Raw genomic sequence first — 25,952 nt, 5'->3', positions numbered from 1 at the left:
GCCTTGCCGGCATGGGCGAGTGGTAGAATGTCGGGCTAATTTCCAAGCCGGTTTTTGAATCGCAATTTCGACGTATTTTCGACGTATAACGGAGAGACCAACGTGTCGTTCATTTCGAATGCCTTTGCACAAGGCGCCACCGCGGGCAGCGCGGAATCGAGCCTGATGAGCTTCCTGCCCCTGATCCTGATGTTCGCGGTGCTGTATTTCATCATGATCCGTCCGCAGATGAAGCGTCAGAAGGAGCATCGCAACATGCTGGCCGCCATGGCCAAGGGCGACGAAGTGGTGACCAACGGCGGTATCGTCGGCAAGGTGACGAAGGTGTCGGAAGCGTATGTCGGCGTCGAAATCGCCGAAGGCACGGAAATCACCGTGCAGAAGGCCTCCGTCACGACTATTCTCCCCAAGGGCACCATCAAGTCGCTGTAAGGCCAGATTCTTTCGCGTCCGGCGCGGCCTCGCTCCGAGCCCTCCGAGTCACACGAGTCACTCAACCGGCTCGTCGCGCATAACGCCGGACGCCCTCTCCCCCGAAGCCAACTTTCTGTTCGGCCATCCCCATGAATCGTTATCCCCTTTGGAAGTATGTCGTGATGCTGGTGGCGCTCGTCATCGGTCTCGTGTACACGCTCCCCAATTTCTTCGGCGAAGCGCCCGCCGTGCAGGTGTCGAGCGGCAAGGCGACCGTCAAGCTGGATTCGTCCACGCTCGCGAATGTGGAAGGCGCGCTCGCCGCGAGCCACATCACGGCTGACGAAGTCACGTTCGACAATTCGCAGACCAACGCGAACATCCGCGTGCGGCTGAAGGACACCGACACGCAGTTGCGCGTGAAGGACCTGCTGACGAAAACGTTGAACAGCGACCCGACCGATCCGCAATACATCGTCGCGCTGAATCTGCAGAGCGCCTCGCCGCGCTGGCTGACGGCCCTGCACGCGCTGCCGATGTACCTCGGCCTCGACTTGCGCGGCGGCGTGCACTTCCTGCTTCAGGTCGACATGGCCGGCGCGCTGAACAAGAAACTCGATTCAGACGCAGCCGACGCCCGCACTTATCTGCGCGATCGCAACATTCGCGATGGCGGCGTGAATCGCGTGGGGCAATCGGTCGTCGTGAATTTCTCGGATCAGGCGGTCGCGGACAACGCGCGCAACCTGCTTTCCACGGGCGTCTCCGAGCTTCAATGGACGACGCGCCAGGGCGGCGACGGCGTTCAGGTGGTCGGCACGTTCTCGGCGGGCACGCAGAAGACGGTGGAGGACGGCGCGCTCAAGCAGAACATCACGACGCTGCATAACCGCGTGAACGAACTCGGCGTCGCGGAGCCGGTGATTCAGCAACAAGGCGCGGACCGCATCGTGGTCGAGCTGCCGGGCGTGCAGGACACGGCGAAGGCGAAGGACATCATCGGCCGCACGGCGACGCTCGAAGCGCGCCTTGCCGACCCGGTGAACACGTACGCCTCCGGCCCGAACGATCCCGTTCCTCCCGGCGACGAAGCGTTCAAGCAAGGCGATCGCACCGTGTTTCTGCGCAAGCAGGTGATTTTCACGGGCGACCGCATCATCGACGCCTCGGCGGGCTTCGACGACCATCAGCGTCCGTCCGTGAACATCCGGCTGGATTCGGCCGGCGGGCGCGCGGTCGGCGCCGTTTCGCGCGACAACATCGGCAAGCCGATGGCGATGGTGCTCTTCGAGAAGGGCAAGGGCGAAGTGCTGACGGTCGCGACCATCCAGTCCGAACTCGGCGACCGCTTCCAGATTACCGGCCAGCCGACGCCGCAAGCCGCGACCGACCTCGCGCTGCTCCTGCGCGCCGGCTCGCTCGCGGCGCCGATGGACATCATCGAGGAACGCACGGTCGGCCCGAGCCTCGGCGCGGACAACATCAAGAAGGGCTTCGATTCGGTCACGTACGGTTTCGCCGCGATCGCCGTCTTCATGATCGTGTACTACCTGCTGTTCGGCCTGATCTCGATGCTCTCGCTGTCCGTGAACCTGCTCCTGCTCGTCGCGATTCTCTCGATGCTGCAGGCCACGCTGACGCTGCCGGGCATTGCCGCTATCGCGCTCGCGCTCGGTATGGCGATCGACGCGAACGTGCTGATCAACGAGCGTATCCGCGAAGAACTGCGCAACGGCGCGCCGCCGCAGACCGCGATTCAGGAAGGCTTCAAGCACGCATGGGCGACGATTCTCGATTCGAACGTCACCACGCTGATCGCCGGCCTCGCGCTGCTCGCGTTCGGCTCGGGTCCGGTGCGCGGCTTCGCGGTGGTGCACTGTATCGGCATTCTGACGTCGATGTTCTCGGCCGTGTTCTTCTCGCGCGGTCTCGTGAACCTGTGGTACGGCGGCAAGAAGAAGCTGAAGTCGCTGGCGATCGGGCAAGTGTGGCGTCCGGAAGGCGCGAGCGCCGAATCGGCCGCTGCGGCGTATCTCGCGGCGCAGCAGGGCGATGAAGCGGTCGCCGAGGAAGTCGTTCCCGCCGCCCGCAGCAAGGCCAAGGCGCGCGCCGCCGCCGCGCCGCGCGCGAGCGCTCAGACGGCCCCGCGCACCGGCAAGCCGACCGTGCGCCGCCGCTCGGGCCCCGGCATCGATCAACAGAAACCGGGCCAGTCCGTTAAGCCCTGAGCCCCGGAGAAACGAAACATGGAATTCTTCCGCATTCGCCGCGACTTGCCGCTGATGCAGCGCGCGTTGATCTTCAACGCGATCTCGCTCATCACGTTCCTCGCGGCTGTCTTTTTCCTCGTGCATCGCGGGCTGCATCTGTCGGTCGAGTTCACCGGCGGCACGGTCATCGAAGTGCAGTATCCGCAGGCCGTGCCGCTCGAACCGGTGCGCGCCACCATGGCGAAACTCGGTTACGGCGACGCGCAAGTGCAGAACTTCGGCACCTCGCGCGACGTGCTGATCCGCCTGCCGCTCAAGCAGGGCCTCACCTCCGCGCAGCAGAGCGACCAGGTGATGAGCGCGCTCAAGTCGAACGACGCGCAAGTCACCTTGCAGCGCGTGGAGTTCGTCGGGCCGCAGGTCGGCAAGGAACTCGTGACCAACGGGCTCGCCGCGCTCGCGTGCGTGGTGATCGGCATCGTGATCTACCTGTCGTTCCGCTTCGAGTGGAAGTACGCGGTGGCGGGCATCATCGCGAACCTGCACGACGTGGTGATCATTCTCGGCTTCTTCGCCTACTTCCAGTGGGAGTTCTCGCTGTCGGTGCTGGCGGCGATTCTCGCGGTGCTCGGCTATTCGGTGAACGAGTCGGTCGTTATCTTCGACCGGATTCGCGAGACCTTCCGCAAGCAGCGCAAGATGACGGTGATCGAAGTCATCAACCACGCGATCACGAGCACGATGTCGCGGACCATCATCACGCACGGCTGTACCGAAATGATGGTGCTCTCGATGTTCTTCTTCGGCGGCCCGACGCTGCACTACTTCGCGCTCGCGCTGACCGTGGGTATTCTGTTCGGTATCTATTCGTCGGTGTTCGTGGCCGCCGCGCTCGCCATGTGGTTCGGCGTCAAGCGTGAAGATCTGATCAAGGACAAGAAGGACAAGTACGATCCGAACGACCCGAACGCGGGCGCTCAGGTTTAACCCTTCTTTTCAGCGCAAAAAGCAAAAGGGCCGGTCTCGATGACCGGCCCTTTTCGTTTCTCCTCGCGCGATGCGCCGAGGCTTACTGCTTCACGCCTTCAGCCTGGATATGCAGCACCGTCTTCAGGCTGAAGCCGTACGACTTGCCGTAGTCCATGCCGAAGTCGCCGCGATCGAACGTCGCCGTCGCTTCCGTGCCGCAGACTTCCTTCTTCATCATCGGGTTCACGAAGCACTTGAAGCTCTCGATCTTCAGGTTCAGCGGCTTCGTCACGCCGTGCATCGTCAACGTGCCGACCACTTCGGACGGCTTGTCGCCGTCGAACTTGATCGACGTGCCCTTGTACACGGCCGTCGGGTACTTGGCGGCATCGAAGAATTCGGGCTTTTGCAGATGCTCGTCGAGCTTGGCGTTGCCCGTGTTGATCGACGACACGTCGATGGTCACGTCCACCGTGCCCGTCTTCGCCGCGCGGTCGAGCACCACGGTGCCGCTGCTCTTGTTGAACTTGCCGCGCCACGTCGACACGCCGCCGAAGTGGTCCGCCTCGAAGCTCGGATACGTGTGGTTCGGGTCGAGCTGGTACGTGTCAGCGGCCATCGCGCTGAAGGACAGGCCGGCTGCGAGCATGCCGGCGGCGATCATCGAAAGCTTGTTCAAGTGCTTCTCCTGACTGAATGAGCGTTGAATCTAGGTTGTTGAACGAAACGGCCGCCGCTTACTTCTTCGCGGCGACGATATGAAACTTGATGACGACATCGTCCGCGACCACCGACGTGTCCTTCCACTCGCCCGTGCCCACGTCGAACTGCGTGCGCTTGATCGGCAGCGCGCCGTCGAAGGTTTCGGTCGCGCCCTGCTGCGTGATGGTGACGGGCACCGTGACCGTCTGCGACTTGCCCTTGATCGTGATCTTCCCGGTGACCTTGTACTGGTTGCCGCCCGCCGGCGCAATGGCGCTCGAAACGAACGTGGCGGTCGGATACGTCGCGCTGTCGAACCATTCCTTGCCGCGCACCTGCTTGTTGTAGTCGTCGTCGCCGAGATCGTAGCTGCCGGTGTCGATGGTGATGTTCGCGCTGCCCGCCGCGGGCTTCGCCGGATCGAACGAAATCTGCGCGTTGAACTTGTTGAACTTGCCGTCGGTGGGCACGTTCATTTGCTTGGACGTGGCGATGACCGAGCTCTTCGCCATATCCACTTGCGCCTGCGCGCCCGCTGCCGTGGCGAGCGATGCTGCGGCCACGGCGGCCAGCATCCAACCATTGAGTTTCAGTTTCATGTGTGCCTTTTTTGACGTATCGACGAGCAACCGGTATTGAAAATCAAAAGCATGCGGGAACCAACAACGAGCCGGACATGCGTTGCCAACGGCGAGGAAACAATCGAACGTTGCGCCTCGATCACTTGATGAAGGGCAGCATGCGGCCGAGCAAGCCGTCGCGATCGACGAAATGATGCTTGAGCGCCGCGAGCACGTGCATGGCGACGAGCACCAGCAGGCCGTAGTTCAGCGCCACATGGACGATGCGCAGCGTCGCCTTGAGCGCCTTGTCGGGTCCGATGATCGTCGGCAGCGGCAGCACGCCGAGATAGACGACCTGCAAGCCCGCCGCCGAGCTGTACAGATAGCCGGACGCGGGAATCACGACCATCAGCACGTAGAGCAGAATATGCGTGACGTGCGCCGCGCCCTGCTGCCAGCGCGGCATGCCGGCCGGCATGGCGGGCGCGCGATGCGTCATGCGCCACACGAGCCGCAGCGCCGCAAGCACGAACACGGTCACGCCGATCCACTTGTGCCACGAAAAGTACTTGAGCTTGGTCGGGGTGAAGCCGGGAATGTCGGTCATGATCCAGCCGAGATAGAACCCGCCCACGATCAAGAGCGCGATGAGCCAGTGAAATGCGATCGCCGTCGCGCCGTATCGCTCGGCCGAACTGGCTTGCGAGATGCCAACACTGCTTTCCATGATGCTGATGTCCTGAATATGGCTAATGTGCGCTGGGTGCGCCTGACCGATGCACGCGCCGCCATGCTACCCGAACAACGGCGAAATGCCATCACACGTGCCGGGACCTGCCGCCCACGCTCCGGGCCAGCACCGGCGCGGCTTTGCGGCCGTTTCCGAGCGATGTACCGCATCCATGCAACGAACTATTCCGCGCATGCAACGGTCGATGCCTCCGGGCGCAGCCAGAAGTGAACGGAACCGTCGGCCGGTTTATTCCGCGCCGGGGTCTCGCTTGCTTCGCGCCTGCCGTATCGTCGCGCGTCATCGGTCTTTGATACCATGCTGCTACCGTGCGCGCTGGCCCGGGACTTGCTCTTTTTGCCCCGGGCCGATCTTGCGGCGCCCCACGAACACGCATGAGAAGGCCCGGCATCGACTATGAATGTGAACGATTCAGAAGAACTGATCGCATGTCACGAATGCGACGCGCTCTTCAGAAAGCGCGCGCTGCCCGAACATAGCACCGCGAACTGTCCGCGCTGCGGCACGCGACTCTACCGCGGCATGACATCCAACCTCGACCGCATCTGCGCGACGACGCTCGCTGCGCTCATCACCTTCGTCATCGCGCAGGCGTTTCCCATCGTCGAGCTCGACGCGAACGGCATTACCTCGCAGACGACGCTCATCGGCGCGATCATCGCGCTGTGGGGCGAGCACATGGAGGTCGTCGCAGTGCTCGTGTTTTGCGCGACCATCCTGTTCCCGCTCTGCGAATTGACCGCCCTGCTCTATGTGCTGATGCCCGTGCGCGCCGGTTATATTCCGCCGGGTTTCGACGTCACCTTGCGCGCGATTCAGTTCGTGCGGCCGTGGGGCATGATCGAAGTGTTCATGCTCGGCGTGCTCGTCACGCTCGTGAAGATGCTGAGCGTCGCGCGCGTGATTCCCGAAGCCGCGCTCTTCGCGTTCGGCGCGCTCACGCTGATGGTGGCAGTCGTCGTCAGTTTCGATCCGCGCTCGCTGTGGGATATCGCGGGCCAGCTTCCCCGGCGCGGGCGCGTGGCCGTCTCGCCGCCCGCGAGGCAGAAATCGTGACCGACATTCCGCGCAACACCGAGTCGTCCGCGCCCGGCGCCGAACCGCCCACGCTGTTCACCACGGCCTCGCGCGAGCGCGTAGTCGGCTGCCACGCCTGCGGCCTCGTGCAGCCGCTCGCGCGCACGGTCGAAAAGCAGCGCTGCACGCGCTGCGGCGCGGCCGTGCACCGGCGCAATCCGGACAGCATCGCGCGAACGTGGGCGCTCCTCATCAGCGCGGCGATCCTCTACATTCCCGCGAACGTCTATCCGATGCTGCACACGTCGTCGATTCTCGGCGCGGAAGACGACACCATCATGAGCGGCGTCGCGTTGTTCTGGAACGATGGCGACTATCCGCTCGCCGTGGTCATTTTCGTGGCGAGCATTCTGGTGCCGATGCTGAAGCTGCTGTCGCTCGCATTTCTGCTCGTGAGCGTGCAGCGGCGCTCGACGTGGCGTCCGCGTCAGCGCACGACGCTCTATCGCATCGTCGAAGGCATCGGCCGATGGTCGATGCTAGACATCTTCGTCGTGACGCTCACCGTCGCGCTGGTGCGCTTCAAGTCGGTCGCGGTCATCACGGCGGGGCCGGCCGCGCTCGCGTTCGCGTCCGTCGTCGTCCTGACGATGCTCGCCTCCATGCAGTTCGACCCACGTCTGATATGGGACAACATAGAACCGTCAGGAAAGAAATATGACTAGTGCCCAAGGTCCGAATGGGCCGGATGCTCCCAAGCCTTTCGAGGAAACGAGCGGCGGCGGACTGCCGCCGAGACTGCCCGAGCCGGTGATCGAGCCGCGCAGCCGCTGGCTGCCGTCGCTCGTGTGGGTCATTCCGATCGTCGCGGCGTTGATCGGCGTGTTCCTGGTCGTGAAGACGGTGTCGAGTCGCGGCCCGACCGTGACTATCAGTTTCGTGAGCGCCGAAGGGCTGGAGCCCGGCAAGACCAAGGTCAAGTTCAAGGACGTGGACATCGGCACGGTCAAGACGATCACGCTGTCGAAGGACCATTCGCGCGTGCTCGTCGATGTCCAGCTCACGAAGGAAGCCACCGATTTCGCCGTGAAGGACACGCGCTTCTGGGTCGTGCGGCCGCGCGTGGCGGCAAGCGGCGTCACCGGTCTTTCCACGCTGCTGTCCGGCGCGTACATCGGCGCGGACGCGGGGAAATCGACCGAGGATCAGAGCTACTTCGTCGGTCTGGAGACGCCGCCTGCCGTCACCGGCGACCAGAAGGGACACACGTTCACGCTGCACGGCGAATCGCTCGGCTCGCTGGATATCGGCTCGCCGGTGTATTACCGGCGCGTGCAGGTCGGGCAGGTCACGGCGTTTTCGCTCGATAAAGACGGCACCGGCGTCACCATGCAGGTTTTCGTGAACGCGCCGTACGATCAGTACGTCGGCACGAACTCGCGCTGGTGGCACGCGAGCGGCGTCGATCTGCGGCTGGATTCGAGCGGCTTCACGCTGAACACGCAGTCGCTCGCCACTGTGGTGCTCGGCGGCATCGCGTTCCAGACGCCGCCGAATCAGCAGGCCGGCGCGCAAGCGAAGGAGAACGCAACCTTCCGCCTCGCCTCGGATCAGGCCGACGCGATGCGCGACCCCGACGGCGATCCGGTGCATGTGGTGATGAACTTCAATCAGTCGTTGCGCGGTTTGTCGGTGGGCGCGCCGGTCGATTTCCGCGGCATCGTGCTCGGACAGGTGACGGGCATCGGCGTGCGATACGACCAGCAGACGCATTCGTTCATGATGCCCGTGACCATCGACCTGTATCCGGACCGGCTCGGCCGCCGTGCGAAAGCCGCGCTGCCCGAACAGGGAACGGAGCAGAGCCACGACATGCTGGAGTTGCTCGTCAAGCGCGGCCTGCGTGGACAGTTGCGCACCGGCAATCTGCTGACGAGCCAGCTTTACGTCGCGCTCGACTTCTTCCCGAAAGCCGCGCCCGCGAAGGTGAACGTGGCGGGCGATCCGATCGAACTGCCGACGGTGCCGAACACGCTCGACGAGCTGCAACTGCAGATTGCCGACATCGCGCGCAAGCTGGACAAGATTCCGTTCGACCAGATCGGCACGAACCTGAACGGCTCGCTGAAGAACGCCAACACGCTCTTCGACCAGCTCAACAAGGAAGTCATGCCCGAAATGCGCGACACGCTCACGCAGGCAAAGAAAACCTTCGGCGCGGCGCAATCGACGCTTCAGCAGGACTCGCCGCTTCAGTCCGACGTGCATCAGGCGATGCAGGAACTCACGCGGACGCTTCAATCGCTCAATGCGCTGGCTGATTATCTGGAACGTCATCCGGAATCGCTGTTGCGCGGCAAACCGGAGGACAAACCATGAGGTTCGGCGCGTTGTTGTTGACGGTGGGCGCGGCGGGCGCGCTGTGCGCGTGCGCGTCCTCGCCGTCGAGCCGGTTCTACACGTTGGGCGGCGCGGCGCAGACGCCGGCTCCGGTGTCGTCGTCGGCGGCGGCGTTCTATTTCCAGCTCGCGCCGGTGGACATGCCCGAGCAGGTTTCGCGCAATCAGCTGGTCGTGCAGACGAGTCCCGCGCAAGTGAGCGTGCTGGAACAGGAACGCTGGGCCTCGCTTCCCGGCGACGAAGTGCGGCGCGCGCTGTCGAGCGATCTCTCGCAGCAGCTGAATGCGATCGATGTCTACGGCACGCCGTATCCGGAATCGGCGCCGGTGTATCGCGTGACGGTGAAGGTGCAGCGGTTCGAGTCGTGGCCGGGCTCGCAGGCCGTGCTCGATGCGGTCTGGAGCGTGCGCGCCGCCGGTTCGCAGACGGTCATGACCTGTCGCACGGTCGCAAACGAGCCTGTCGGCGACGGCTACGGCGCGCTGATCGACGGGCATCGCAAAGCGGTGAATGCGCTCGCCACGGCTATTTCAGCAGGCGTGCGAAGTCTCGCTGCGCTGCCGCCCGCCGTCGCGGCGTCATCGTCCGCCAAGGGCAAGGCGGCAGCGGCCAGCGCGCGCCCTGCGCCGGTTTTGCCGTGCCCGGCGTCGGATGGCGCGACGACTGCCAGCGCGCAGTAAGTTCGGCGCGTTGCATGCGCCGAACGCATAGGAACCCGATATTTCCGTCTGCTTCGCACCGTGTTTCGTCTGCTGATGAGCAGCACTGAGCGTCTTGCGGCAACGGCATGTTGTCGCCAGACGACACCGGCCTGCGCCGCATCTCGAAAATGCAGTTGGCGCAGGCGCGCCCGGTTAAGATCGACCTCCGCTTTATCCGAAACGAACGCGAAGAATAGATGATGAAACTAATCGGTTCGCACACGAGTCCATTCGTCCGCAAGGTGCGGATCGTGATGGCGGAAAAGAAGATCGACTGCGAACTGGTGCTCGAAGATGTCTGGGCATCCGATTCCAAGATCCACGATTTCAACCCGCTCGGCAAAGTGCCGTGTCTGATTCTGGACGGCGGCGAAGCGGTGTTCGATTCGCGCGTGATCTGCGAATACGTGGACACGCTGACGCCGGTCGGCAAGCTGCTGCCCCAGGAACGGCGCGAGCGCACCGAAGTGCGCTGCTGGGAAGCGCTCGCGGACGGCATGCTCGACGCGGCCGTCCTGATTCGCCTCGAAGGCGTGCTGCGCGACGAGGCCCACCGCAGCGACATGTGGATCGCGCGGCAGCGGCACAAGATCGAGGACGGTCTGCGCGCGATGGCGCGTGGTCTCGACACGAAACAGTGGTGCTCCGCGAACCGCTTCACGCTCGCCGACATCGCGTGCGGCTGCGCGCTCGGCTATCTCGACTTCCGCATGCCGGACCTCGACTGGCGCGAGGCCCACCCGGCGCTCGACAAGTTCTACGCGCGGCTCGCGCAACGGCAATCGTTTATCGATACGGAGCCGCGCTGAGGGCCGCGCTCCCGCGCGCGGCGGGAGCGGTCCGGCATCCGCGCGTCACTTCTTCAGCGCGGCCTTGAGCGTCGCGTTGGCCTGCGCGATCGCGGCGCGCGTGGCGGGCGTCCCGGCGAGGGCGTTCAGCATCACGAAATCGTGGATCGTGCCGTTGTAGCGCACCGAAGTCACGGGTACGCCGGCTTCGGTCAGCTTGCGCGCGTAGGCTTCGCCTTCATCGCGCAGCACGTCGTTTTCGTCGGTGATGACGAGCGCCGGCGGCAATCCCTTCAATTCGTCGATGCTTGCGCGCAGCGGCGACGCCGTAACCTTCGCGCGATCTGCGGCGTTCGGCGCGTAGGCGTCCCAGAACCACTTCATCGCGTCGCGCGTGAGCCACGGGCCGTTGGCGAACTCGTTGTACGCGCCGTCATCGAAATTGGCGTCCGTCACCGGATAGAACAGCACTTGCGCGCGCAGCGCCGGGCCGTGCCGCTCCTTTGCCAGCAGCGTCACGGCCGCGGCCATGTTGCCGCCGACGCTATCGCCGGCCACCGCCATGCGCGACGCATCGACATCGAACTCGCGGGCGTGGTCCGCGACGTAACGCGTCGCCGCGTACGCTTCCTCGATCGGCACCGGATACTTCGTCTCGGGCGAGCGGTCGTAATCGACGAACACGACTTCGGCCTCTGCCCCGTTCGCGATTTCGCGCACCAGCCGGTCGTGCGTGTTCTTGTCGCCCAGCACCCAGCCGCCGCCGTGGAAATACATGATGACGGGCAACGCGCCCTTCGCATGCGCCGGCCGGACGATGCGCAACGCGATCTTGCCCGTTGGACCGGCTTCGATCACGCGGTCTTCGATCTTCGCGGCTTCCTTCTTCACCGGCTGCGCTTGCGCGCCTGCGAGCACGTTGCGCGCGTCGGCCGGGGAAAGCGTGTAGATCGGCGGGCCGTTCTTGGCGGCGAGCGTGTCGATGAACTGCTGCGTTGTCGGTTCAAGCACCGGCGCGGCGTCGGCTGCGGTATGCGACAGAACGGCGGTGGCAACGGCGGTTGCGATCAACGTGGCTTTCAGCTTTTTCATGGTGTGCTCCGGTCGGTAAAAAGGAAACGTAAGTTTGATGCTTATCTACTACTAGATAGATAAATCGACGGAATCGTGTGGTGCATCTGGTTCGTGTGCGTAGCGCGGCTATCCCCGCAATACAGCCGGGCGCGCCACGCAAGGCTCGCGAAGGTGCCCTCTCTTCATGTCGGGATGATTCACGCCAAAATCTACCTATCGAACGATAGACATAGGCAAAAGGGAAAACGGGTTTTTCACAGACTTATCCACAGGGTTATCTACCGCCGCACCGTTGCGGCAACCTCATCCAGACGCGCCCGCGTCTGAAACAATCGGCACGCGAGCAGACTGCCCTGAAATGCGGCGTACAGCGCGCGCGCCGCCGCTTCCGGCTTGCCTCCGGCATCGAGCGTATCCTGCGCCTCGCCTTCTGCCAGGACCTTTGCCAGCCAGTTTTCGTTAGCGCGAAAGAACGCCTGAATGGCATGACGCACTTTCTCCGGCAACGACTCGATGTCCGCTGCCAGCATGCCGCATAGGCAGACCTGAGTCCCGTCGCCGATGATGCGCCCGAAGAGCTTCGTGTAGCGGTCGAGCTTCTTGTCGGCCGAGGCCGAACTGTCGATGGCATAGACCGAGGACATGACGTCCGCGCTATAGGCGTTCACCGCTTCGAGCGCAAGGTCTTCCTTCGTTGGAAAGTAATAGTGGATGCTCGACGTCTTCACACCGACGAGTTCCGACAAGTCGCGATAGCTGAAGCCGTTGTAGCCGCGCTTCATCATGACCGTCTGCGCGTGATCGAGCAGCGCCTCGCGTACCGTGTTCTTGTCCATCGCGTGATTCACCGTTCATCCGATGTCGATGCCCTCACTTTATCTATCGATAGGTAGAGAGTCAAGCGATTGTATCAAATGACTTTTTATCGAGTCGATAGGAAACGGCCATCGAAGCGCGCCCTGGAGCACGCGCGTCCGGGGCGCGTGTCTTCAGCTTGCAGTCGCCGCTACGACGCGCGGCGCGTGCGGTACCACGTCCGCCGCCGCGCTTTCGATGATCCCACCGCCGAGACACACGTCGCCCTGATACAGCACGGCCGACTGTCCCGGCGTCACCGCCCACTGCGCTTCATCGAAGTTCAATTCGAAATGACCGTCGTCCGCAGCGGCGAAGCGGCACGCGGCGTCCTGCTGCCGATAGCGCGTCTTGGCCGCGCACGCGGTGCCGTCCTCGGGCGCGAAACCCGCGACCCAGCTCGTGTTCCCCGCGACGAGCGTCTGCGACAGAAGCCACGGATGGTCGTGGCCCTGCACGACATAGAGCGTGTTGCTCGCCATGTCCTTGCCCGCGACGAACCACGGCTCGCCGCTGCCGTCCTTCGCGCCGCCGATGCCGATGCCCTTGCGCTGCCCGAACGTATAGAACGCAAGCCCGATGTGCTCGCCGACGACCTTCCCTTCGGCCGTCTTCATCGGGCCGGGTTGCGTCGGCAGATAGCGGTTCAGGAAGTCGCGAAACGGCCGTTCGCCGATGAAGCAGATGCCGGTCGAATCCTTCTTCTTCGCGTTCGGCAGGCCGATCTGCGCGGCGATTTCCCGCACCTTCGTCTTCGGAATCTCGCCGAGCGGGAAGAGCGTCTTCGAAAGCTGCTGCTGATTCAGCCGATACAGGAAGTACGACTGGTCCTTCGTCGAATCGGTGGCCTTCAGCAACTGGAAGAGGCCATTCTGTTCGCGCACGCGGGCGTAGTGGCCGGTCGCGATGGTTTCCGCGCCGAGCGACATCGCGTGATCGAGGAATGCCTTGAACTTGATCTCGGCGTTGCACAGCACGTCCGGATTCGGCGTGCGGCCGGCCGAGTACTCGCGCAAAAACTCGGCGAACACGCGGTCCTTGTATTCGGCGGCGAAGTTGACCGCCTCGACGTCGATGCCGATCAGGTCCGCCACCGACACCACATCGATCCAGTCCTGCCGCGTCGAGCAATATTCGCCGTCGTCGTCATCTTCCCAGTTCTTCATGAACAGGCCGACGACGTCGTAGCCCTGCTCTTTCAGCAGCCACGCCGTCACCGACGAATCCACGCCGCCCGACATGCCCACCACTACTCTTCGCTTGCTCATAGGATTACCGCGTTGTTGGCGCGCGAGCGCGTCAGGAGCGCACCACCGGCGCGACCGAATGCGTATGGATGAAATCGAGTGGCACGCGCCGCCCGGCCAGATAGTCGTCGACACACTGCATGACGAGCGGCGTGCGATGCTGCGCGGCCGTCGCGCGCAGTTCGTCGGGCGTGAGCCACATTGCGCGAACGATGCCTTTGTCCAGCGCGCGCCCCGCCACTTCGCCCGCGGACTTGCCGCAGAAGGTGAAGCGCAGATACGTCACGTCGCGCCCCGGACGCTGAAAGTGCGTCATGTACGCGCCGACGAGCGCCTCGGGCTCGAAGCGATGCGCCGTTTCTTCCAGCGTCTCGCGAATGACCGCCTCGACGAGCGTTTCGCCCGCTTCGAGATGACCGGCCGGTTGGTTGATTCGCAGCCCTGCGGACGTGTGTTCCTCGATGACGAGGAAGCGCCCGTCCTGCTCGACGACCGCCGCGACCGTAACGTGAGGAGCCCAAGTATCTGATTTCATGGCCGACATTTTACCGTCACCCGTCCGATCACGTGCGCGCGGCCTAAGGGTTAGCGCGGAGTGCGATCGCGCCCCGGATCGCATTTTGGGCGCTTATTCTTCAGTTAGAGTTGAGAACGTCGTCCGTCAGCATCTGAAACCCGAAAACAGCCTTGGTCTCTCCCTCAAGCGTGGCCGCGCGCGAGGGCAAGAAAAGAAAAGACAGGAGGATTCAACATGCATATCGGAGTGCCTGCCGAGACGCGGGCGAACGAGGCGCGCGTCGCCGCCACGCCGGAGACCGTGAAAAAGCTCGTCGCGCAAGGACACCGCCTTTCGGTGCAAAGCGGCGCGGGCGTGCGGGCGAGCTATATCGACGACGCGTTCGCGCAAGCGGGCGCGGATATCGTCGATGCCGGCACCGCGTTTTCAGCCGACATCGTGCTCAAGGTCCAGTCGCCATCCGCCGAAGAGCTCGCGACGATGAAGCCGGGCGCCGTGCTCATCGGCATGCTCGATCCGTTCAACACCGAGAACACCGCGCGGCTCGCAGCGGCCAACATCACCGCGTTCGCGCTCGAAGCCGCGCCGCGCACGACGCGCGCGCAGAGCCTCGACGTGCTCTCGTCGCAAGCGAACATCGCCGGATACAAGGCCGTGCTGATGGCCTGCCAGTACTATCAGCGATTCATGCCGATGCTCATGACCGCCGCCGGCACCGTGAAAGCGGCGCGCGTGCTCGTGCTCGGCGCGGGCGTCGCGGGCCTGCAGGCGATCGCGACGGCCAAGCGCCTCGGCGCCGTGGTCGAAGCGTCGGATGTGCGGCCGGCCGTGAAGGAGCAGATCGAATCGCTCGGCGCGAAGTTCGTCGACGTGCCTTTCGAAACCGACGAGGAACGCGAGGCGGCGCAAGGCGTCGGCGGCTACGCGCGTCCGATGCCGCCGAGCTGGCTCGCGCGACAGTCCGCGCTCGTGCACGAACGCGCGAAGGCGGCCGACATCGTCATCTCGACCGCGCTGATTCCCGGCCGTCCCGCGCCGACGCTCATCTCGGTGGAAACGGTGAAGCACATGAAACCCGGAAGCGTGATCGTGGATCTCGCCGCCGGACGCGGCCCCGAGTTCGAAGGCAGAAAAGGCGGCAATTGCCCGCTTACCGAAGTCGATCAGGTGGTGACGAAGCATGGCGTGCATATCGTCGGCCACACGAATCTGGCTTCGATGGTCGCCGCCGACGCCTCCGCGCTCTACGCGCGCAATCTGCTCGACTTCCTGAAGCTGATCCTGACGAAGGAAGGCACGCTCAACATCGACCTCGCGGACGACATCGTCGCGGCCACGCTCCAGTGCCGCGACGGACAGCTCGCCCGCGCGACCGCCTGACACGGAGACGAACATGGACGTCATCAACCATACGGTGATCAACCTCATCATCTTCGTGCTGGCGATCTACGTCGGCTATCACGTGGTCTGGAACGTGACGCCCGCGCTGCATACGCCGCTCATGGCCGTGACGAACGCCATTTCGGCGATCGTGATCGTCGGCGCGATGCTCGCGGTCGGGCTCACGGTCGGCGGCACGGGCAAGTTCTTCGGCGCGCTCGCGGTGCTGCTCGCGGCGGTGAACGTGTTCGGCGGCTTTCTCGTCACGCGGCGCATGCTCGAAATGTTCAAGAAGAAGGAACCGAGGAAGCTGACCAGCAAGGAGGGCGCGTAAATGAGCATGAACGTCGTCACTCTCCTGTATCTGATCGCGTCGGTGTGCTTCATTCAGGCGCTCAAGGGCCTGTCGAATCCGAAGACCGCGCGCATCGGCAATACGTTCGGCATGGCGGGCATGGCCATCGCCATTTTCACGACGCTCGCGCTCATCACAAAGCAGGCCGCTGATCTCGGCTCCAATCTTTCGCTCGGGCTGTCGCTCCTGTTCGCGGCGTTGATCATCGGCGGCGCGGCGGGCGCGTATATCGCGGCGAAAGTCGAGATGACGAAGATGCCCGAGCTCGTCGCCGCGATGCACTCGCTGATCGGTCTCGCGGCCGTGTGCATCGCGTATGCGGTGGTTGCGGAGCCGTCCGCGTTCGGACTCGCGCCGCCGGGCTATCTGATTCCCTACGGCAATCGCGTCGAGTTGTTCATCGGCACGTTCGTCGGCGCGATCACGTTTTCGGGATCGGTGATCGCCTTTGGCAAGCTCTCGGGCAAGTACAAGTTCCGGCTCTTTCAGGGCGCGCCGGTGGTCTACTCGGGGCAGCATTTGATCAACCTGCTGCTGGCTGTCGCGATGATCGGCTTCGGCATCATCTTCATGGTGACGCAGTCGTGGCTGCCGTTCGTCATCATGACGCTGATCGCGTTCGCGCTCGGCGTGCTCATCATCATTCCGATTGGCGGCGCGGACATGCCGGTCGTGGTCTCCATGCTCAATTCGTACTCGGGCTGGGCGGCGGCGGGCATCGGCTTCTCGCTCAACAATCCGATGCTGATCATCGCGGGATCGCTCGTCGGTTCGTCGGGCGCGATTCTCTCGTACATCATGTGCAAGGCCATGAACCGCTCGTTCTTCAACGTCATTCTCGGCGGCTTCGGCGGTGAGGCGGGCGGCGCGGCGGCGGGCGGCGCGCAGGAGCAGCGGCCGGTGAAGTCCGGTTCCGCCGACGACGCCGCCTTCATGCTCGGCAACGCGGAAAGCGTGGTGATCGTGCCGGGTTACGGGCTCGCCGTCGCACGCGCGCAGCATGCGCTGAAGGAGCTGACGGACAAACTGGTCGAGAAAGGCATCGACGTGCGGTATGCGATTCACCCGGTCGCGGGGCGCATGCCGGGGCATATGAACGTGCTGCTTGCGGAAGCCGAAGTGCCGTACGAGATGGTTCAGGAGATGGAAGACATCAACAGCGAGTTCGGGCAGACGGACGTGGTGCTCGTGCTCGGAGCCAACGACGTGGTGAACCCGGCTGCGAAGACGGACCCGAAATCGCCCATCGCGGGTATGCCGATTCTCGAAGCGTACAAGGCGCGGACGATCATCGTGAACAAGCGGTCGATGGCGGCGGGCTACGCCGGGCTCGATAACGAACTGTTCTATATGGACAAGACGATGATGGTGTTCGGGGATGCGAAGAAGGTGGTCGAGGAGATGATGAAGGCGGTGGAGTGAGGCTTGGCGATCGAGACGAACCGCGCTCGTTCGCCAGTCGTGGACGAGCGCGTAAAGTCATGCCACATACCATTCAATAGCCAACGATCAAGATACCCTTCAGAGGAAGCCGCATTCGGTTGCTCGCAAAGAGAGTATCGAAGAACGTGACGACGCGGTCGAAGTCCGGGTTCGTCACGCCCGCGGCAACGTAGACGTTCCGGACCGCAATCGCCAGATAGTCGACGTCATCCATCATGCAAGCTTGAAAGAGGTCCTTAAGGAACTGGTTGTTGGCCACTCCACGTCCGGCCTCGACTTCGACAACGAACCGTTCGTCCGCATGATAGGCATCCGCTTCGAATGCCTTGGCGACTCGTCCGTTGTTTCCATATAAGACGGGAACGCGAATCTTGTCCGCGTGCTTTTTCCCTGCCTCGACGGCGAAGCCCAGTTCTGCAAGAGGCGCAGCAACGTAGGCCAGAACGCCGTTGCTCGGAAGAGTATGTTGATCCGAAGCAATCGACGAATGAACTTCTTCGAACGCCTGGACCACGCCGACGGCAAGACGCGTCGCTTTGTCGGATCTCGGGAAATATGCCCAGTTGACCATTTTCAAATAGGGTGGCAAATGCACTCACTGAACGTCTGTGCCGAAGCAGAACGAGACGTTGCCACCCGCTAGCCCGGCGCGGCCCCGAAACGACGCGGCGGCAGATTCTAGCGCACAGCCTTTCGAAGTTCCCCGCGTACAATACCGCCTTTGAACCCCGCAACCGCCCCACATGTCCTCCCCTCTTTTCGACTGGTTTGTCCCCTGCCCGCGCGGTCTCGAAGCGCCGCTCGCCGCCGAGCTTGCCGAGATCGGGGAACGACACGTCAGCACCGCGCCGCTCTCGGGAAGCGGTCCGCTCAAGGTCGGCGCGCAAGTGCCGGGCGGCGTGCACTTCCGGGGCGGCTGGGTCGCGGGCATGGCGGCGAACCTGCACTCGCGCATCGCGAGCCGCGTGTTGCTTAAGATCGCGCACGGCCCGTATCGCAACGAGCACGATATCTACGAACTGACGCATCGGCAGCGATGGGAACAGTGGTTCACGCCGAGCCAGACCATGCGCGTCGATCTGACCGCAATCAAATCGCCGCTCAAGAGCCTCGAATTCACGACGCTGCGCGTGAAAGACGCCGTGTGCGACCGCCTGCGCGATCTGAGCGGCGCGCGCCCGAGCATCGATACGGCGCAGCCCGACGTACGCGTGTTCGCGTTCCTCACCATGAACGAGTGCACGCTCTATCTGGACACGTCCGGCGAACCGCTCTTCAAACGCGGCTGGCGGCTCGACAAGGGCGCGGCGCCCCTGCGGGAAAATCTCGCCGCCGGCATTCTGCGCCTGACCGGATGGACGCCCGGCACGCCGCTCTTCGATCCGATGTGCGGTAGCGGCACCTTCCTCGCCGAGGCCGCGCAGACCGCGCTCAACATCGCGCCGGGCAGCGAGCGACGCTTCGGCTTCGAGAAGCTGAAGCCGTTCCATCCGGGCATGTGGCAAAAGCTCAAGAACGCCGCGATGGAAGCGAAGCGCGCGGCGCGCGCCAACGCGAAGGACATCAACATCTTCGGCAGCGACATCTCCGGCGACATGCTCGACAAGGCGCGCGCGAACCTCAGCCGCGCCGGCGTGCCGGAACTCTCGCTCAAGCAGGTGGACGCCCGCAACATGACGCCGCCCACCGACGCGCCCGGCATCCTCGTCGCGAATCCGCCGTATGGCGAACGTATCGAAGTGCGCGGACGCGGCCCGCGCGGCGAAATCCGCGACACGGCTCGTTCGCGCCGCGAGGATGACGACGCATTCGCCCGCGCTCAGCCCGATCCAGCCGACACCGAGTTCTTCGTCTCGTTCGGCAACGCGCTCAAGCAACGCTTCCCCGGCTGGCGCGCCTATGTGCTCACGTCCGACCGCAAGCTGCCCGGCATGCTGCGGCTGCGGGAATCGACGAAGACGCCGCTTTTCAACGGCGCGCTCGAATGCCGGCTGTTCCGCTTCGACCTCGTGGCGGGCAGCGTGCGCAACCGGGCGGAAGAGTAGGCGCTGCGCAGGGAGCTCGACCGCTTTCGAGCGAGTATGCCGCGTCCCATGACGTGCGACTACTAGGCCGAATGGCCTATTCGCGCAGCTTGTAGGCCGGCGCTACAATCGGCGCATGAACTCATTTACCGAAGATGTCAGCCCGATCGCCGTCGATATCTACCGCAGCCGCCGCGAGCGCGTGCTCGCGCAGTTGCGCGCGCAGGGCGGCGGGCTCGCCGTGCTCTCGACCGCGCCCGAAGTCATGCGCAATCGCGACACGGACTATCCGTTCCGCCACGACAGCTACTTCTATTACCTGACGGGCTTCAGCGAACCCGAGGCGACGCTCGTGCTGAACGCGAGCGCGCGGGATGGCGAGCCCGCGTCTATCCTGTTCTGCCGCGAGAAGAACCCCGAGCGCGAAACATGGGAAGGCTTTCGCTACGGCCCGGAAGCCGCCGCCGAGGCGTTCGGTTTCGATGCCGCCTTCGCCATCGGCGCGCTCGACGAACATATGCCGCGCCTTCTCGCCGACCAGCCCGCGCTGTTCTACGCGCTCGGCACATCGGCTGAACTCGACGCCAAGGTTCGCGGCTGGCTCGACGCCGTGCGTGCGCAAAGCCGCAGCGGCGTGCGCGCGCCCACGCGGGCGCAGCATCTGTTGCCGATCATCGACGAAATGCGGATGGTGAAGGACCCGCACGAGATCGCGATCATGCGCCGCGCGGCATCCATCTCCGCCGAGGCGCACCGCCGCGCGATGCACGCTTGCCGCCCTGGCATGCGCGAATACGAACTCGAAGCGGAACTGCTCTACACCTTCCGGCGGCACGGCGCGCAAGCGCCCGCGTACGGCTCCATCGTGGCTACAGGCGCGAATGCGTGCGTGCTGCATTACCCGGCGGGCAATGCGGTTCTGCGCGACGGCGACCTTGTCCTGATCGACGCCGCATGCGAACTGGACGGCTACGCCTCCGACATCACGCGCACGTTCCCGGCAAGCGGCCGTTTTACGCCGGCGCAGCGCGAGCTCTATGACATCGTGCTCGCCGCGCAGTCCGCCGCCATCGACGCGACGCGTGCCGGCGTGAGCTTCGACGCGCCGCATCAGGCCGCGCTCGAAGTGCTGTGCCAAGGTCTGCTCGACACCGGCATCCTCGATAGAGCGAAGTTCGGCGGCGTGGAGAACGTCATCGCCGAACGCGCCTACGCGCGCTTCTACATGCATCGCACCGGCCACTGGCTCGGCATGGATGTGCACGACGCGGGCGAGTATCGGGAAGCGGACGGCCCGCGCGACGCGCAAGGCGCGCGTCCCTGGCGTACGCTCGTTGCCGGCAACGTGCTGACCATCGAGCCGGGCCTGTACGTGCGCGCCGCCGAGGACGTGCCCGAGCGCTACTGGAACACAGGCATCCGAATCGAAGACGACGCGCTCGTCACGCCCGGCGGCTGCGAGCTGCTGACGCGCGAAGTCCCCGTCGCCGCCGACGAAATCGAGGCGCTCATGCGCGAATCCATCAGCCATTGAATCTCACGACATGAGCGACGCCATCACGCAACCGCATTTCGATTACGACATCGCCATCGTCGGCGCGGGTCCGGTCGGGCTCGCGCTCGCCGGCTGGCTCGCGCGGCGCAGCGCGACCTCGCGGCTTTCCATCGCGCTGATCGACGCGCGCACGCCCGAAGCCGCCGCGAACGATCCGCGCTCGCTCGCGCTTTCGCACGGCAGCCGCGTGATGCTCCAGCCGCTCGGCTTTCCCGCCGACGTCACGCCGATCCGCCGCATTCACGTATCGCAGCGCGGGCATTTCGGGCGCACGCTGATCGAGCACGACGAACACGACTTGCCGGAGCTGGGTTACGTGGTGCGCTACGGCTCGCTCGTCGGCGCGCTCGCGAAGGCCGTGCGCGCGACGAAAGTCGATTGGCTCACCGATACGTCCGCCTTGCCGCCCTTGCAGGACAACGAAAGCGTGACGCTGCCACTGCAATCGGGCGGCGTCGAGCGCACGATCCGGGTGCGCGTGCTCGTCAACGCAGAAGGCGGGCTCTATCAGCAAGGTCCGCGCGATGTCGCAGTCTCCACGCAGCGCCGGGCACGCGACTACGGGCAGACGGCCATCGTCGGCACGGTGAGCGTGTCGGACCCGCAAGCCAACGTCGCGTGGGAACGCTTCACGAATCAAGGCCCGATTGCGCTTCTGCCCTGCGGCGGCCAGCGTCACGCGGATTACTCGCTCGTCTGGTGCTGCTCGCCCGACGAAGCCGCGCGACGCATGCAGCTCGACGACGACGCCTTGCTTGCCGAACTCGGCGTCGCGTTCGGCTCGCGCATGGGGCGCTTCACGCGCATCGTCGGGCGGGCGGCGTACCCGCTCGGGCTGACGGCGCTCAACGCGCTGGTCGACCGGCGCACGGTTGCTATCGGCAACGCGGCGCAGACGTTGCATCCGGTGGCGGGCCAGGGCCTGAACCTCGGGCTGCGCGACGCTCAGGCGCTCTGCGACGCCCTTTCGACCGACGGACCGCGCCCGCTCGCGCTCGCGCACTTTGCACAGCGGCGCGCGCTCGACCGCCGCTTCACCATCGGCGCGACGGATACGCTCGCCCGCATCTTCACGGTGGATTTCGCGCCCCTCGCCGCCGCGCGCGGGCTGGCGCTGACCGCGCTCGAATTCCTGCCGCCGCTCAAAACGGCGCTCGCGCGGCAGATGATGTTCGGCCAGCGACGCTGAACGTGGGCGACTTGTGTGGCAGACGCGCGACTTATCCTCTATGGCCGCGTCTGCTTTCACAGAAGATTTAAACACTTGCACGCGATTGCTCTTAATTTCAGCAGTCGCTTAGCGTTAAAATACGCGTTTCCCTTCCGCATTTCTGCATCCGTCTGACGCGACACGGCGCTCATTGTCGAACGTTCGCCCGCCCGGTGCCCCGACTTCATGCCCATCATCGGTTCACACGTTCTGCGCAATAACCTGTTCGTCGCTCCGATGGCAGGCGTCACCGACCGGCCGTTCCGCCAGTTGTGCAAGCGCATGGGCGCGGGCTACGCGGTCTCGGAGATGGTCGCGTCCAACGCGCAGTTGTGGAAGAGCGAAAAGACCATGCGCCGCGCGAACCATGCGGGCGAGGTCGAGCCCATTGCCGTGCAGATCGCGGGCGCGGACCCGCAGATGCTTGCCGAAGCCGCGCGTCACAACGTCGCGAACGGCGCGCAGATCATCGACATCAACATGGGCTGCCCGGCCAAGAAGGTGTGCAACGTCGCGGCGGGATCGGCGCTCTTGCAGAACGAACCGCTGGTCGCGCGCATCGTCGAGGCGGTCGTGCAGGCGGTCGGCGTCGGCCCGGACGCGGTGCCCGTGACGCTCAAGATTCGCACGGGGTGGAATCGCGAGAACAAGAATGCGCTGACCATCGCGCGCATTGCCGAGGATGCCGGCATCGCCATGCTGACCGTGCACGGACGCACGCGCGCCGACTTGTATAAGGGCGACGCGGAGTACGAGACCATCGCGGCCGTGAAGGCGTCGGTGAAGATCCCGGTCGTCGCGAACGGGGACATCACGACGCCCGAAAAAGCGCGCGACGTGCTCGCGGGAACCGGCGCGGACGCCATCATGATCGGCCGCGCGGCGCAGGGCCGGCCGTGGCTCTTCCGCGAGATCGAGCACTTCCTTGCGACGGGCGAGCGCATGCCGCCGCCGCGCATCGACGAGATCCAGCAGGTGATGAACGAGCACCTCGAAGATCACTACGCCTTCTACGGCGAATTCACGGGCGTCCGGACTGCGCGCAAGCACATCGGCTGGTACACTCGCGGCCTTTCCGGGGCCAACACCTTCCGGCACCGGATGAATACGCTCGACACGACCAAAGAACAATTGTTCGCTGTGAACGAATTCTTCGACGCGCAAAAGGCGCTGTCAGACCGTCTCGTCTATGTAGATGAGGCCGCGGACGCCGACGAAGCGGCCGATGAAGAATCGTGCGGCGAACAGAACAACACAGACCGACGAATCGCCGCATGAGCAGACATAACATCGAACAATGCGTCCGCCAGAGCCTCGACAGCTACTTTCAGGACCTGGACGGCTCGAACCCGCACGACGTGTACGACATGGTGATTTCGTGCGTGGAGAAACCGATGCTCGAAGTGGTGCTCGCGCAGGCGGGCGGCAATCAGTCGCTCGCGGCCGAATACCTCGGCATCAACCGCAACACGCTACGGAAGAAACTTCAGCAGCACGGATTGATTTGATTCTTCGGACGAGGCGCGCGCCTCGCGTCCGGCCTGGTTATCCTTTCTGGTTTCAGTGTTCATCATGATCAAGCAAGCGCTCATCTCGGTTTCCGACAAGTCCGGCATCGTCGAATTTGCCCAATCGCTCTCGCAGCTCGGCGTCCGGCTTCTCTCGACCGGCGGCACGGCGAAACTGCTCGCGGACGCGGGACTGCCCGTGACCGAAGTCGCCGACTACACCGGCTTCCCGGAAATGCTGGATGGGCGCGTGAAGACGCTGCATCCGAAGGTGCACGGCGGCATTCTCGCCCGCCGCGATCTGCCCGAGCACATGGCCGCGCTGGAGAAGCACGACATTCCGACGATCGACCTGCTCGTCGTCAATCTGTATCCGTTCGTGCAGACGGTCGCCAAGGAACAGTGTTCGCTCGAAGACGCCATCGAGAACATCGACATCGGCGGGCCGACCATGCTGCGCTCGGCGGCGAAGAATCATCGCGATGTGACCGTGATCGTCGATCCGGCCGACTACGCCGCCGTGCTCGACGAGATCCGCGCGAACAACAACAGCGTCGGCTATGCGACGAACTTTCGGCTCGCGACCAAGGTCTTCGCGCACACCGCGCAGTACGACGGCGCGATCACCAACTATCTGACGAGCCTCACCGAAACGCTTCAGCATAGCGAGCGCAACACCTACCCCGCCACGTTCAATCTCGCGTTCGAGAAAGTGCAGGACTTGCGCTATGGCGAAAATCCGCATCAAAGCGCGGCGTTCTACCGCGATCTTTCGGTGCCTGCCGGCGCGCTCGCCAACTACGAGCAGTTGCAGGGCAAGGAACTCTCGTACAACAACATCGCGGATTCGGACGCCGCGTGGGAATGCGTGAAGACCTTCGACGCGCCCGCGTGCGTCATCATCAAGCACGCGAATCCGTGCGGCGTCGCCATCGGCGCAAACGCGCACGAGGCTTACTCGAAGGCGTTCCAGACCGATCCGACTTCGGCGTTCGGCGGCATCATCGCGTTCAATCGCGAAGTGGACGAAGCGGCGGCGCAGGCCGTGGCGAAGCAGTTCGTCGAAGTGCTGATCGCGCCTTCGTTCAGCGAAGCCGCGCGCGCCGTGTTCGCCGCGAAGCAGAACGTGCGCCTCTTGCAAATCGCGCTCGGCGACGGCCACAACGCATTCGACCTGAAGCGCGTGGGCGGCGGTCTGCTGGTTCAGTCGCTCGATTCGAAGAACGTGCAGCCGCATGAACTGCGCGTCGTGACCAAGCGCCATCCGACGCCGAAGGAAATGGACGATCTGATGTTCGCGTGGCGCGTGGCGAAGTTCGTGAAGTCGAACGCGATCGTGTTCTGCGGCGGCGGCATGACGCTCGGCGTCGGCGCGGGCCAGATGAGCCGCGTGGATTCGGCGCGCATCGCGGGTATCAAGGCGCAGAACGCAGGACTCTCGCTTAACGGCTCGGCGGTCGCATCGGATGCGTTCTTCCCGTTCCGCGACGGCCTCGACGTGGTGGTGAACGCGGGCGCGACCTGCGTGATCCAGCCGGGCGGCTCCATGCGCGACGACGAAGTGGTCGCCGCCGCCGACGAGCACAATGTCGCGATGATCCTCACCGGCACGCGCCATTTCCGCCATTAATTGCGCCGAGTTCATTTAGTATTGGCCTGTTTGCGCGTCGAGTCGCGCAAGCAGGCCATTTCACTTTGGACGAGCCGCATCGCGAACGAATGAGAATCCTAGGCATCGACCCCGGCCTGCGCGTGACGGGCTTCGGCATCATCGACATGGCGGGGCACTCGCTCAACTATGTGACGAGCGGCGTCATCAAGACGGCCGACGCCGATTTGCCTTCGCGCCTGAACACCATCTTCGACGGCATCTCGACGCTGATCCGGCAGCACAACCCGGATCAGGCGGCCATCGAGAAGGTCTTCGTCAACGTCAATCCGCAATCGACGCTGCTGCTCGGGCAGGCGCGCGGCGCGGCCATTTGCGGACTCGTCGCGAGCGGCGTGCCGGTCGCCGAATACACCGCGCTGCAATTGAAGCAGGCAGTCGTCGGCTACGGACGCGCGACCAAGGAGCAGATGCAGCAGATGGTCGTGCGTCTGCTCAATCTGTCGGGCGTGCCGAGTACCGACGCCGCCGACGCGCTCGGCATGGCCATCTGTCACGCGCACGGCGGCACGGGGCTCGCCACGCTCGGCGGCATTGCGCCGTCGCTCGCGAAGAAGGGCTTGCGCGTGCGGCGCGGCAGACTCATCGGCTAAATCTCTC

General features: G+C 64.3%; 26 protein-coding genes. 18 read left to right on the top strand and 8 right to left on the bottom strand.

Annotation, left to right across the window (positions count from 1 at the left end; translation table 11 throughout):
• Positions 1-102: 102 nt before the first annotated feature.
• The 3 genes from yajC (at position 103) to secF (ending at position 3,611) form a co-directional block, all read left to right on the top strand.
• Positions 103-432: a preprotein translocase subunit YajC gene (gene yajC / locus LDZ24_RS01805; RefSeq protein WP_159835259.1), complete on the top strand. Its 330-nt coding sequence runs from the start codon at positions 103-105 to the stop codon at positions 430-432.
• Between the two features lie 131 nt (positions 433-563).
• Positions 564-2,642 (top strand): protein translocase subunit SecD, encoded by a 2,079-nt coding sequence (gene secD / locus LDZ24_RS01800; protein ID WP_248321206.1) that lies wholly within the window; start codon positions 564-566, stop codon positions 2,640-2,642.
• A gap of 18 nt (positions 2,643-2,660) precedes the next feature.
• Positions 2,661-3,611 carry a protein translocase subunit SecF gene (gene secF, locus LDZ24_RS01795; protein WP_248321204.1) on the top strand — a complete coding sequence of 317 codons (951 nt, stop codon included), beginning with the start codon at positions 2,661-2,663 and terminating at the stop codon, positions 3,609-3,611.
• A gap of 82 nt (positions 3,612-3,693) precedes the next feature.
• Here secF and LDZ24_RS01790 read toward each other — a convergent pair whose 3' ends face one another.
• The 3 genes from LDZ24_RS01790 to LDZ24_RS01780 form a co-directional block, all read right to left on the bottom strand.
• Complete coding sequence (locus LDZ24_RS01790; protein WP_371747402.1) at positions 3,694-4,257, bottom strand: YceI family protein; 564 nt, start codon at positions 4,255-4,257, stop codon at positions 3,694-3,696.
• Between the two features lie 73 nt (positions 4,258-4,330).
• A complete protein-coding gene (locus tag LDZ24_RS01785) occupies positions 4,331-4,894 on the bottom strand; it encodes a YceI family protein (protein WP_175939471.1) in 564 nt (187 codons plus the stop codon).
• A gap of 121 nt (positions 4,895-5,015) precedes the next feature.
• Positions 5,016-5,585 (bottom strand): cytochrome b, encoded by a 570-nt coding sequence (locus LDZ24_RS01780; protein WP_248321201.1) that lies wholly within the window; start codon positions 5,583-5,585, stop codon positions 5,016-5,018.
• Positions 5,586-6,005: 420 nt separating this feature from the next.
• Here LDZ24_RS01780 and LDZ24_RS01775 point away from each other — a divergent pair, with 420 nt between their 5' ends.
• From LDZ24_RS01775 to LDZ24_RS01755, 5 genes are all read left to right on the top strand, one after another.
• The gene (locus tag LDZ24_RS01775) at positions 6,006-6,665 is read left to right on the top strand and encodes a paraquat-inducible protein A (protein ID WP_248321199.1); all 660 of its coding nucleotides are present in this window, start codon (positions 6,006-6,008) and stop codon (positions 6,663-6,665) included.
• Positions 6,662-7,351, top strand: coding sequence for a paraquat-inducible protein A (locus tag LDZ24_RS01770; RefSeq protein WP_371747371.1), 690 nt, complete (start codon positions 6,662-6,664; stop codon positions 7,349-7,351). Before LDZ24_RS01775 ends, LDZ24_RS01770 begins: the two co-directional genes overlap by 4 nt.
• A complete protein-coding gene (locus tag LDZ24_RS01765) occupies positions 7,344-9,005 on the top strand; it encodes an intermembrane transport protein PqiB (protein WP_248321198.1) in 1,662 nt (553 codons plus the stop codon). The genes LDZ24_RS01770 and LDZ24_RS01765 overlap by 8 nt, the downstream gene beginning before the upstream one ends.
• Complete coding sequence (locus LDZ24_RS01760; RefSeq protein ID WP_248321196.1) at positions 9,002-9,706, top strand: membrane integrity-associated transporter subunit PqiC; 705 nt, start codon at positions 9,002-9,004, stop codon at positions 9,704-9,706. Before LDZ24_RS01765 ends, LDZ24_RS01760 begins: the two co-directional genes overlap by 4 nt.
• A gap of 221 nt (positions 9,707-9,927) precedes the next feature.
• Complete coding sequence (locus LDZ24_RS01755; protein ID WP_248322244.1) at positions 9,928-10,536, top strand: glutathione S-transferase N-terminal domain-containing protein; 609 nt, start codon at positions 9,928-9,930, stop codon at positions 10,534-10,536.
• Between the two features lie 45 nt (positions 10,537-10,581).
• Here the strand turns inward: LDZ24_RS01755 and LDZ24_RS01750 are convergent, their stop codons facing one another.
• From LDZ24_RS01750 to LDZ24_RS01735, 4 genes are all read right to left on the bottom strand, one after another.
• On the bottom strand, positions 10,582-11,607 hold the full coding sequence (locus tag LDZ24_RS01750; RefSeq protein ID WP_248321194.1) for an alpha/beta hydrolase: 1,026 nt from the start codon (positions 11,605-11,607) through the stop codon (positions 10,582-10,584).
• 260 nt (positions 11,608-11,867) lie between these two features.
• Complete coding sequence (locus LDZ24_RS01745; RefSeq protein ID WP_248321192.1) at positions 11,868-12,425, bottom strand: TetR/AcrR family transcriptional regulator; 558 nt, start codon at positions 12,423-12,425, stop codon at positions 11,868-11,870.
• 153 nt (positions 12,426-12,578) lie between these two features.
• Positions 12,579-13,712, bottom strand: a complete 1,134-nt coding sequence (mnmA, locus tag LDZ24_RS01740; protein WP_248321191.1) for a tRNA 2-thiouridine(34) synthase MnmA — start codon at positions 13,710-13,712, stop codon at positions 12,579-12,581.
• Between the two features lie 31 nt (positions 13,713-13,743).
• Positions 13,744-14,226, bottom strand: coding sequence for an NUDIX hydrolase (locus tag LDZ24_RS01735; protein WP_248321190.1), 483 nt, complete (start codon positions 14,224-14,226; stop codon positions 13,744-13,746).
• Positions 14,227-14,442: 216 nt separating this feature from the next.
• On the opposite strand from LDZ24_RS01735, the gene LDZ24_RS01730 reads away from it, so the two are divergent.
• From LDZ24_RS01730 to LDZ24_RS01720, 3 genes are read left to right on the top strand one after another with little or no spacing between them, the layout of a single operon-like run.
• Positions 14,443-15,588 (top strand): Re/Si-specific NAD(P)(+) transhydrogenase subunit alpha, encoded by a 1,146-nt coding sequence (locus LDZ24_RS01730; protein ID WP_248321188.1) that lies wholly within the window; start codon positions 14,443-14,445, stop codon positions 15,586-15,588.
• A gap of 13 nt (positions 15,589-15,601) precedes the next feature.
• Positions 15,602-15,922, top strand: a complete 321-nt coding sequence (locus LDZ24_RS01725; protein ID WP_175939459.1) for an NAD(P) transhydrogenase subunit alpha — start codon at positions 15,602-15,604, stop codon at positions 15,920-15,922.
• Entirely contained in the window at positions 15,923-17,365 is a 1,443-nt protein-coding gene (locus LDZ24_RS01720) for an NAD(P)(+) transhydrogenase (Re/Si-specific) subunit beta (protein ID WP_175939458.1), read from the top strand.
• A gap of 73 nt (positions 17,366-17,438) precedes the next feature.
• On the opposite strand, the gene LDZ24_RS01715 is transcribed toward LDZ24_RS01720, so the two are convergent.
• Positions 17,439-17,981 (bottom strand): hypothetical protein, encoded by a 543-nt coding sequence (locus LDZ24_RS01715; protein ID WP_248321186.1) that lies wholly within the window; start codon positions 17,979-17,981, stop codon positions 17,439-17,441.
• A 148-nt stretch (positions 17,982-18,129) separates the two neighbouring features.
• Here LDZ24_RS01715 and LDZ24_RS01710 point away from each other — a divergent pair, with 148 nt between their 5' ends.
• The 7 genes from LDZ24_RS01710 to ruvC all read left to right on the top strand — a co-directional run bounded on the left by LDZ24_RS01710 (position 18,130) and on the right by ruvC (position 25,945).
• Complete coding sequence (locus LDZ24_RS01710) at positions 18,130-19,431, top strand: class I SAM-dependent RNA methyltransferase (protein ID WP_248321184.1); 1,302 nt, start codon at positions 18,130-18,132, stop codon at positions 19,429-19,431.
• 115 nt (positions 19,432-19,546) lie between these two features.
• A complete protein-coding gene (locus tag LDZ24_RS01705) occupies positions 19,547-20,944 on the top strand; it encodes an aminopeptidase P N-terminal domain-containing protein (protein WP_248321182.1) in 1,398 nt (465 codons plus the stop codon).
• Positions 20,945-20,954: 10 nt separating this feature from the next.
• Positions 20,955-22,154, top strand: coding sequence for a UbiH/UbiF/VisC/COQ6 family ubiquinone biosynthesis hydroxylase (locus LDZ24_RS01700; RefSeq protein WP_248321180.1), 1,200 nt, complete (start codon positions 20,955-20,957; stop codon positions 22,152-22,154).
• Between the two features lie 207 nt (positions 22,155-22,361).
• Positions 22,362-23,453 carry a tRNA dihydrouridine synthase DusB gene (gene dusB / locus LDZ24_RS01695; protein WP_248321178.1) on the top strand — a complete coding sequence of 364 codons (1,092 nt, stop codon included), beginning with the start codon at positions 22,362-22,364 and terminating at the stop codon, positions 23,451-23,453.
• Positions 23,450-23,683: a Fis family transcriptional regulator gene (locus LDZ24_RS01690; RefSeq protein WP_175939453.1), complete on the top strand. Its 234-nt coding sequence runs from the start codon at positions 23,450-23,452 to the stop codon at positions 23,681-23,683. The genes dusB and LDZ24_RS01690 overlap by 4 nt, the downstream gene beginning before the upstream one ends.
• Positions 23,684-23,747: 64 nt before the next feature.
• Positions 23,748-25,313, top strand: a complete 1,566-nt coding sequence (gene purH, locus LDZ24_RS01685; RefSeq protein ID WP_248321176.1) for a bifunctional phosphoribosylaminoimidazolecarboxamide formyltransferase/IMP cyclohydrolase — start codon at positions 23,748-23,750, stop codon at positions 25,311-25,313.
• A gap of 89 nt (positions 25,314-25,402) precedes the next feature.
• Positions 25,403-25,945, top strand: a complete 543-nt coding sequence (gene ruvC, locus LDZ24_RS01680; RefSeq protein ID WP_175939451.1) for a crossover junction endodeoxyribonuclease RuvC — start codon at positions 25,403-25,405, stop codon at positions 25,943-25,945.
• The last annotated feature ends 7 nt before the right edge of the window (positions 25,946-25,952 follow it).

The organism is Caballeronia sp. Sq4a (assembly GCF_023170545.1).
In the GTDB taxonomy this organism is placed as follows: domain Bacteria; phylum Pseudomonadota; class Gammaproteobacteria; order Burkholderiales; family Burkholderiaceae; genus Caballeronia.
This window is presented reverse-complemented; position numbering and strand designations above follow the sequence as displayed.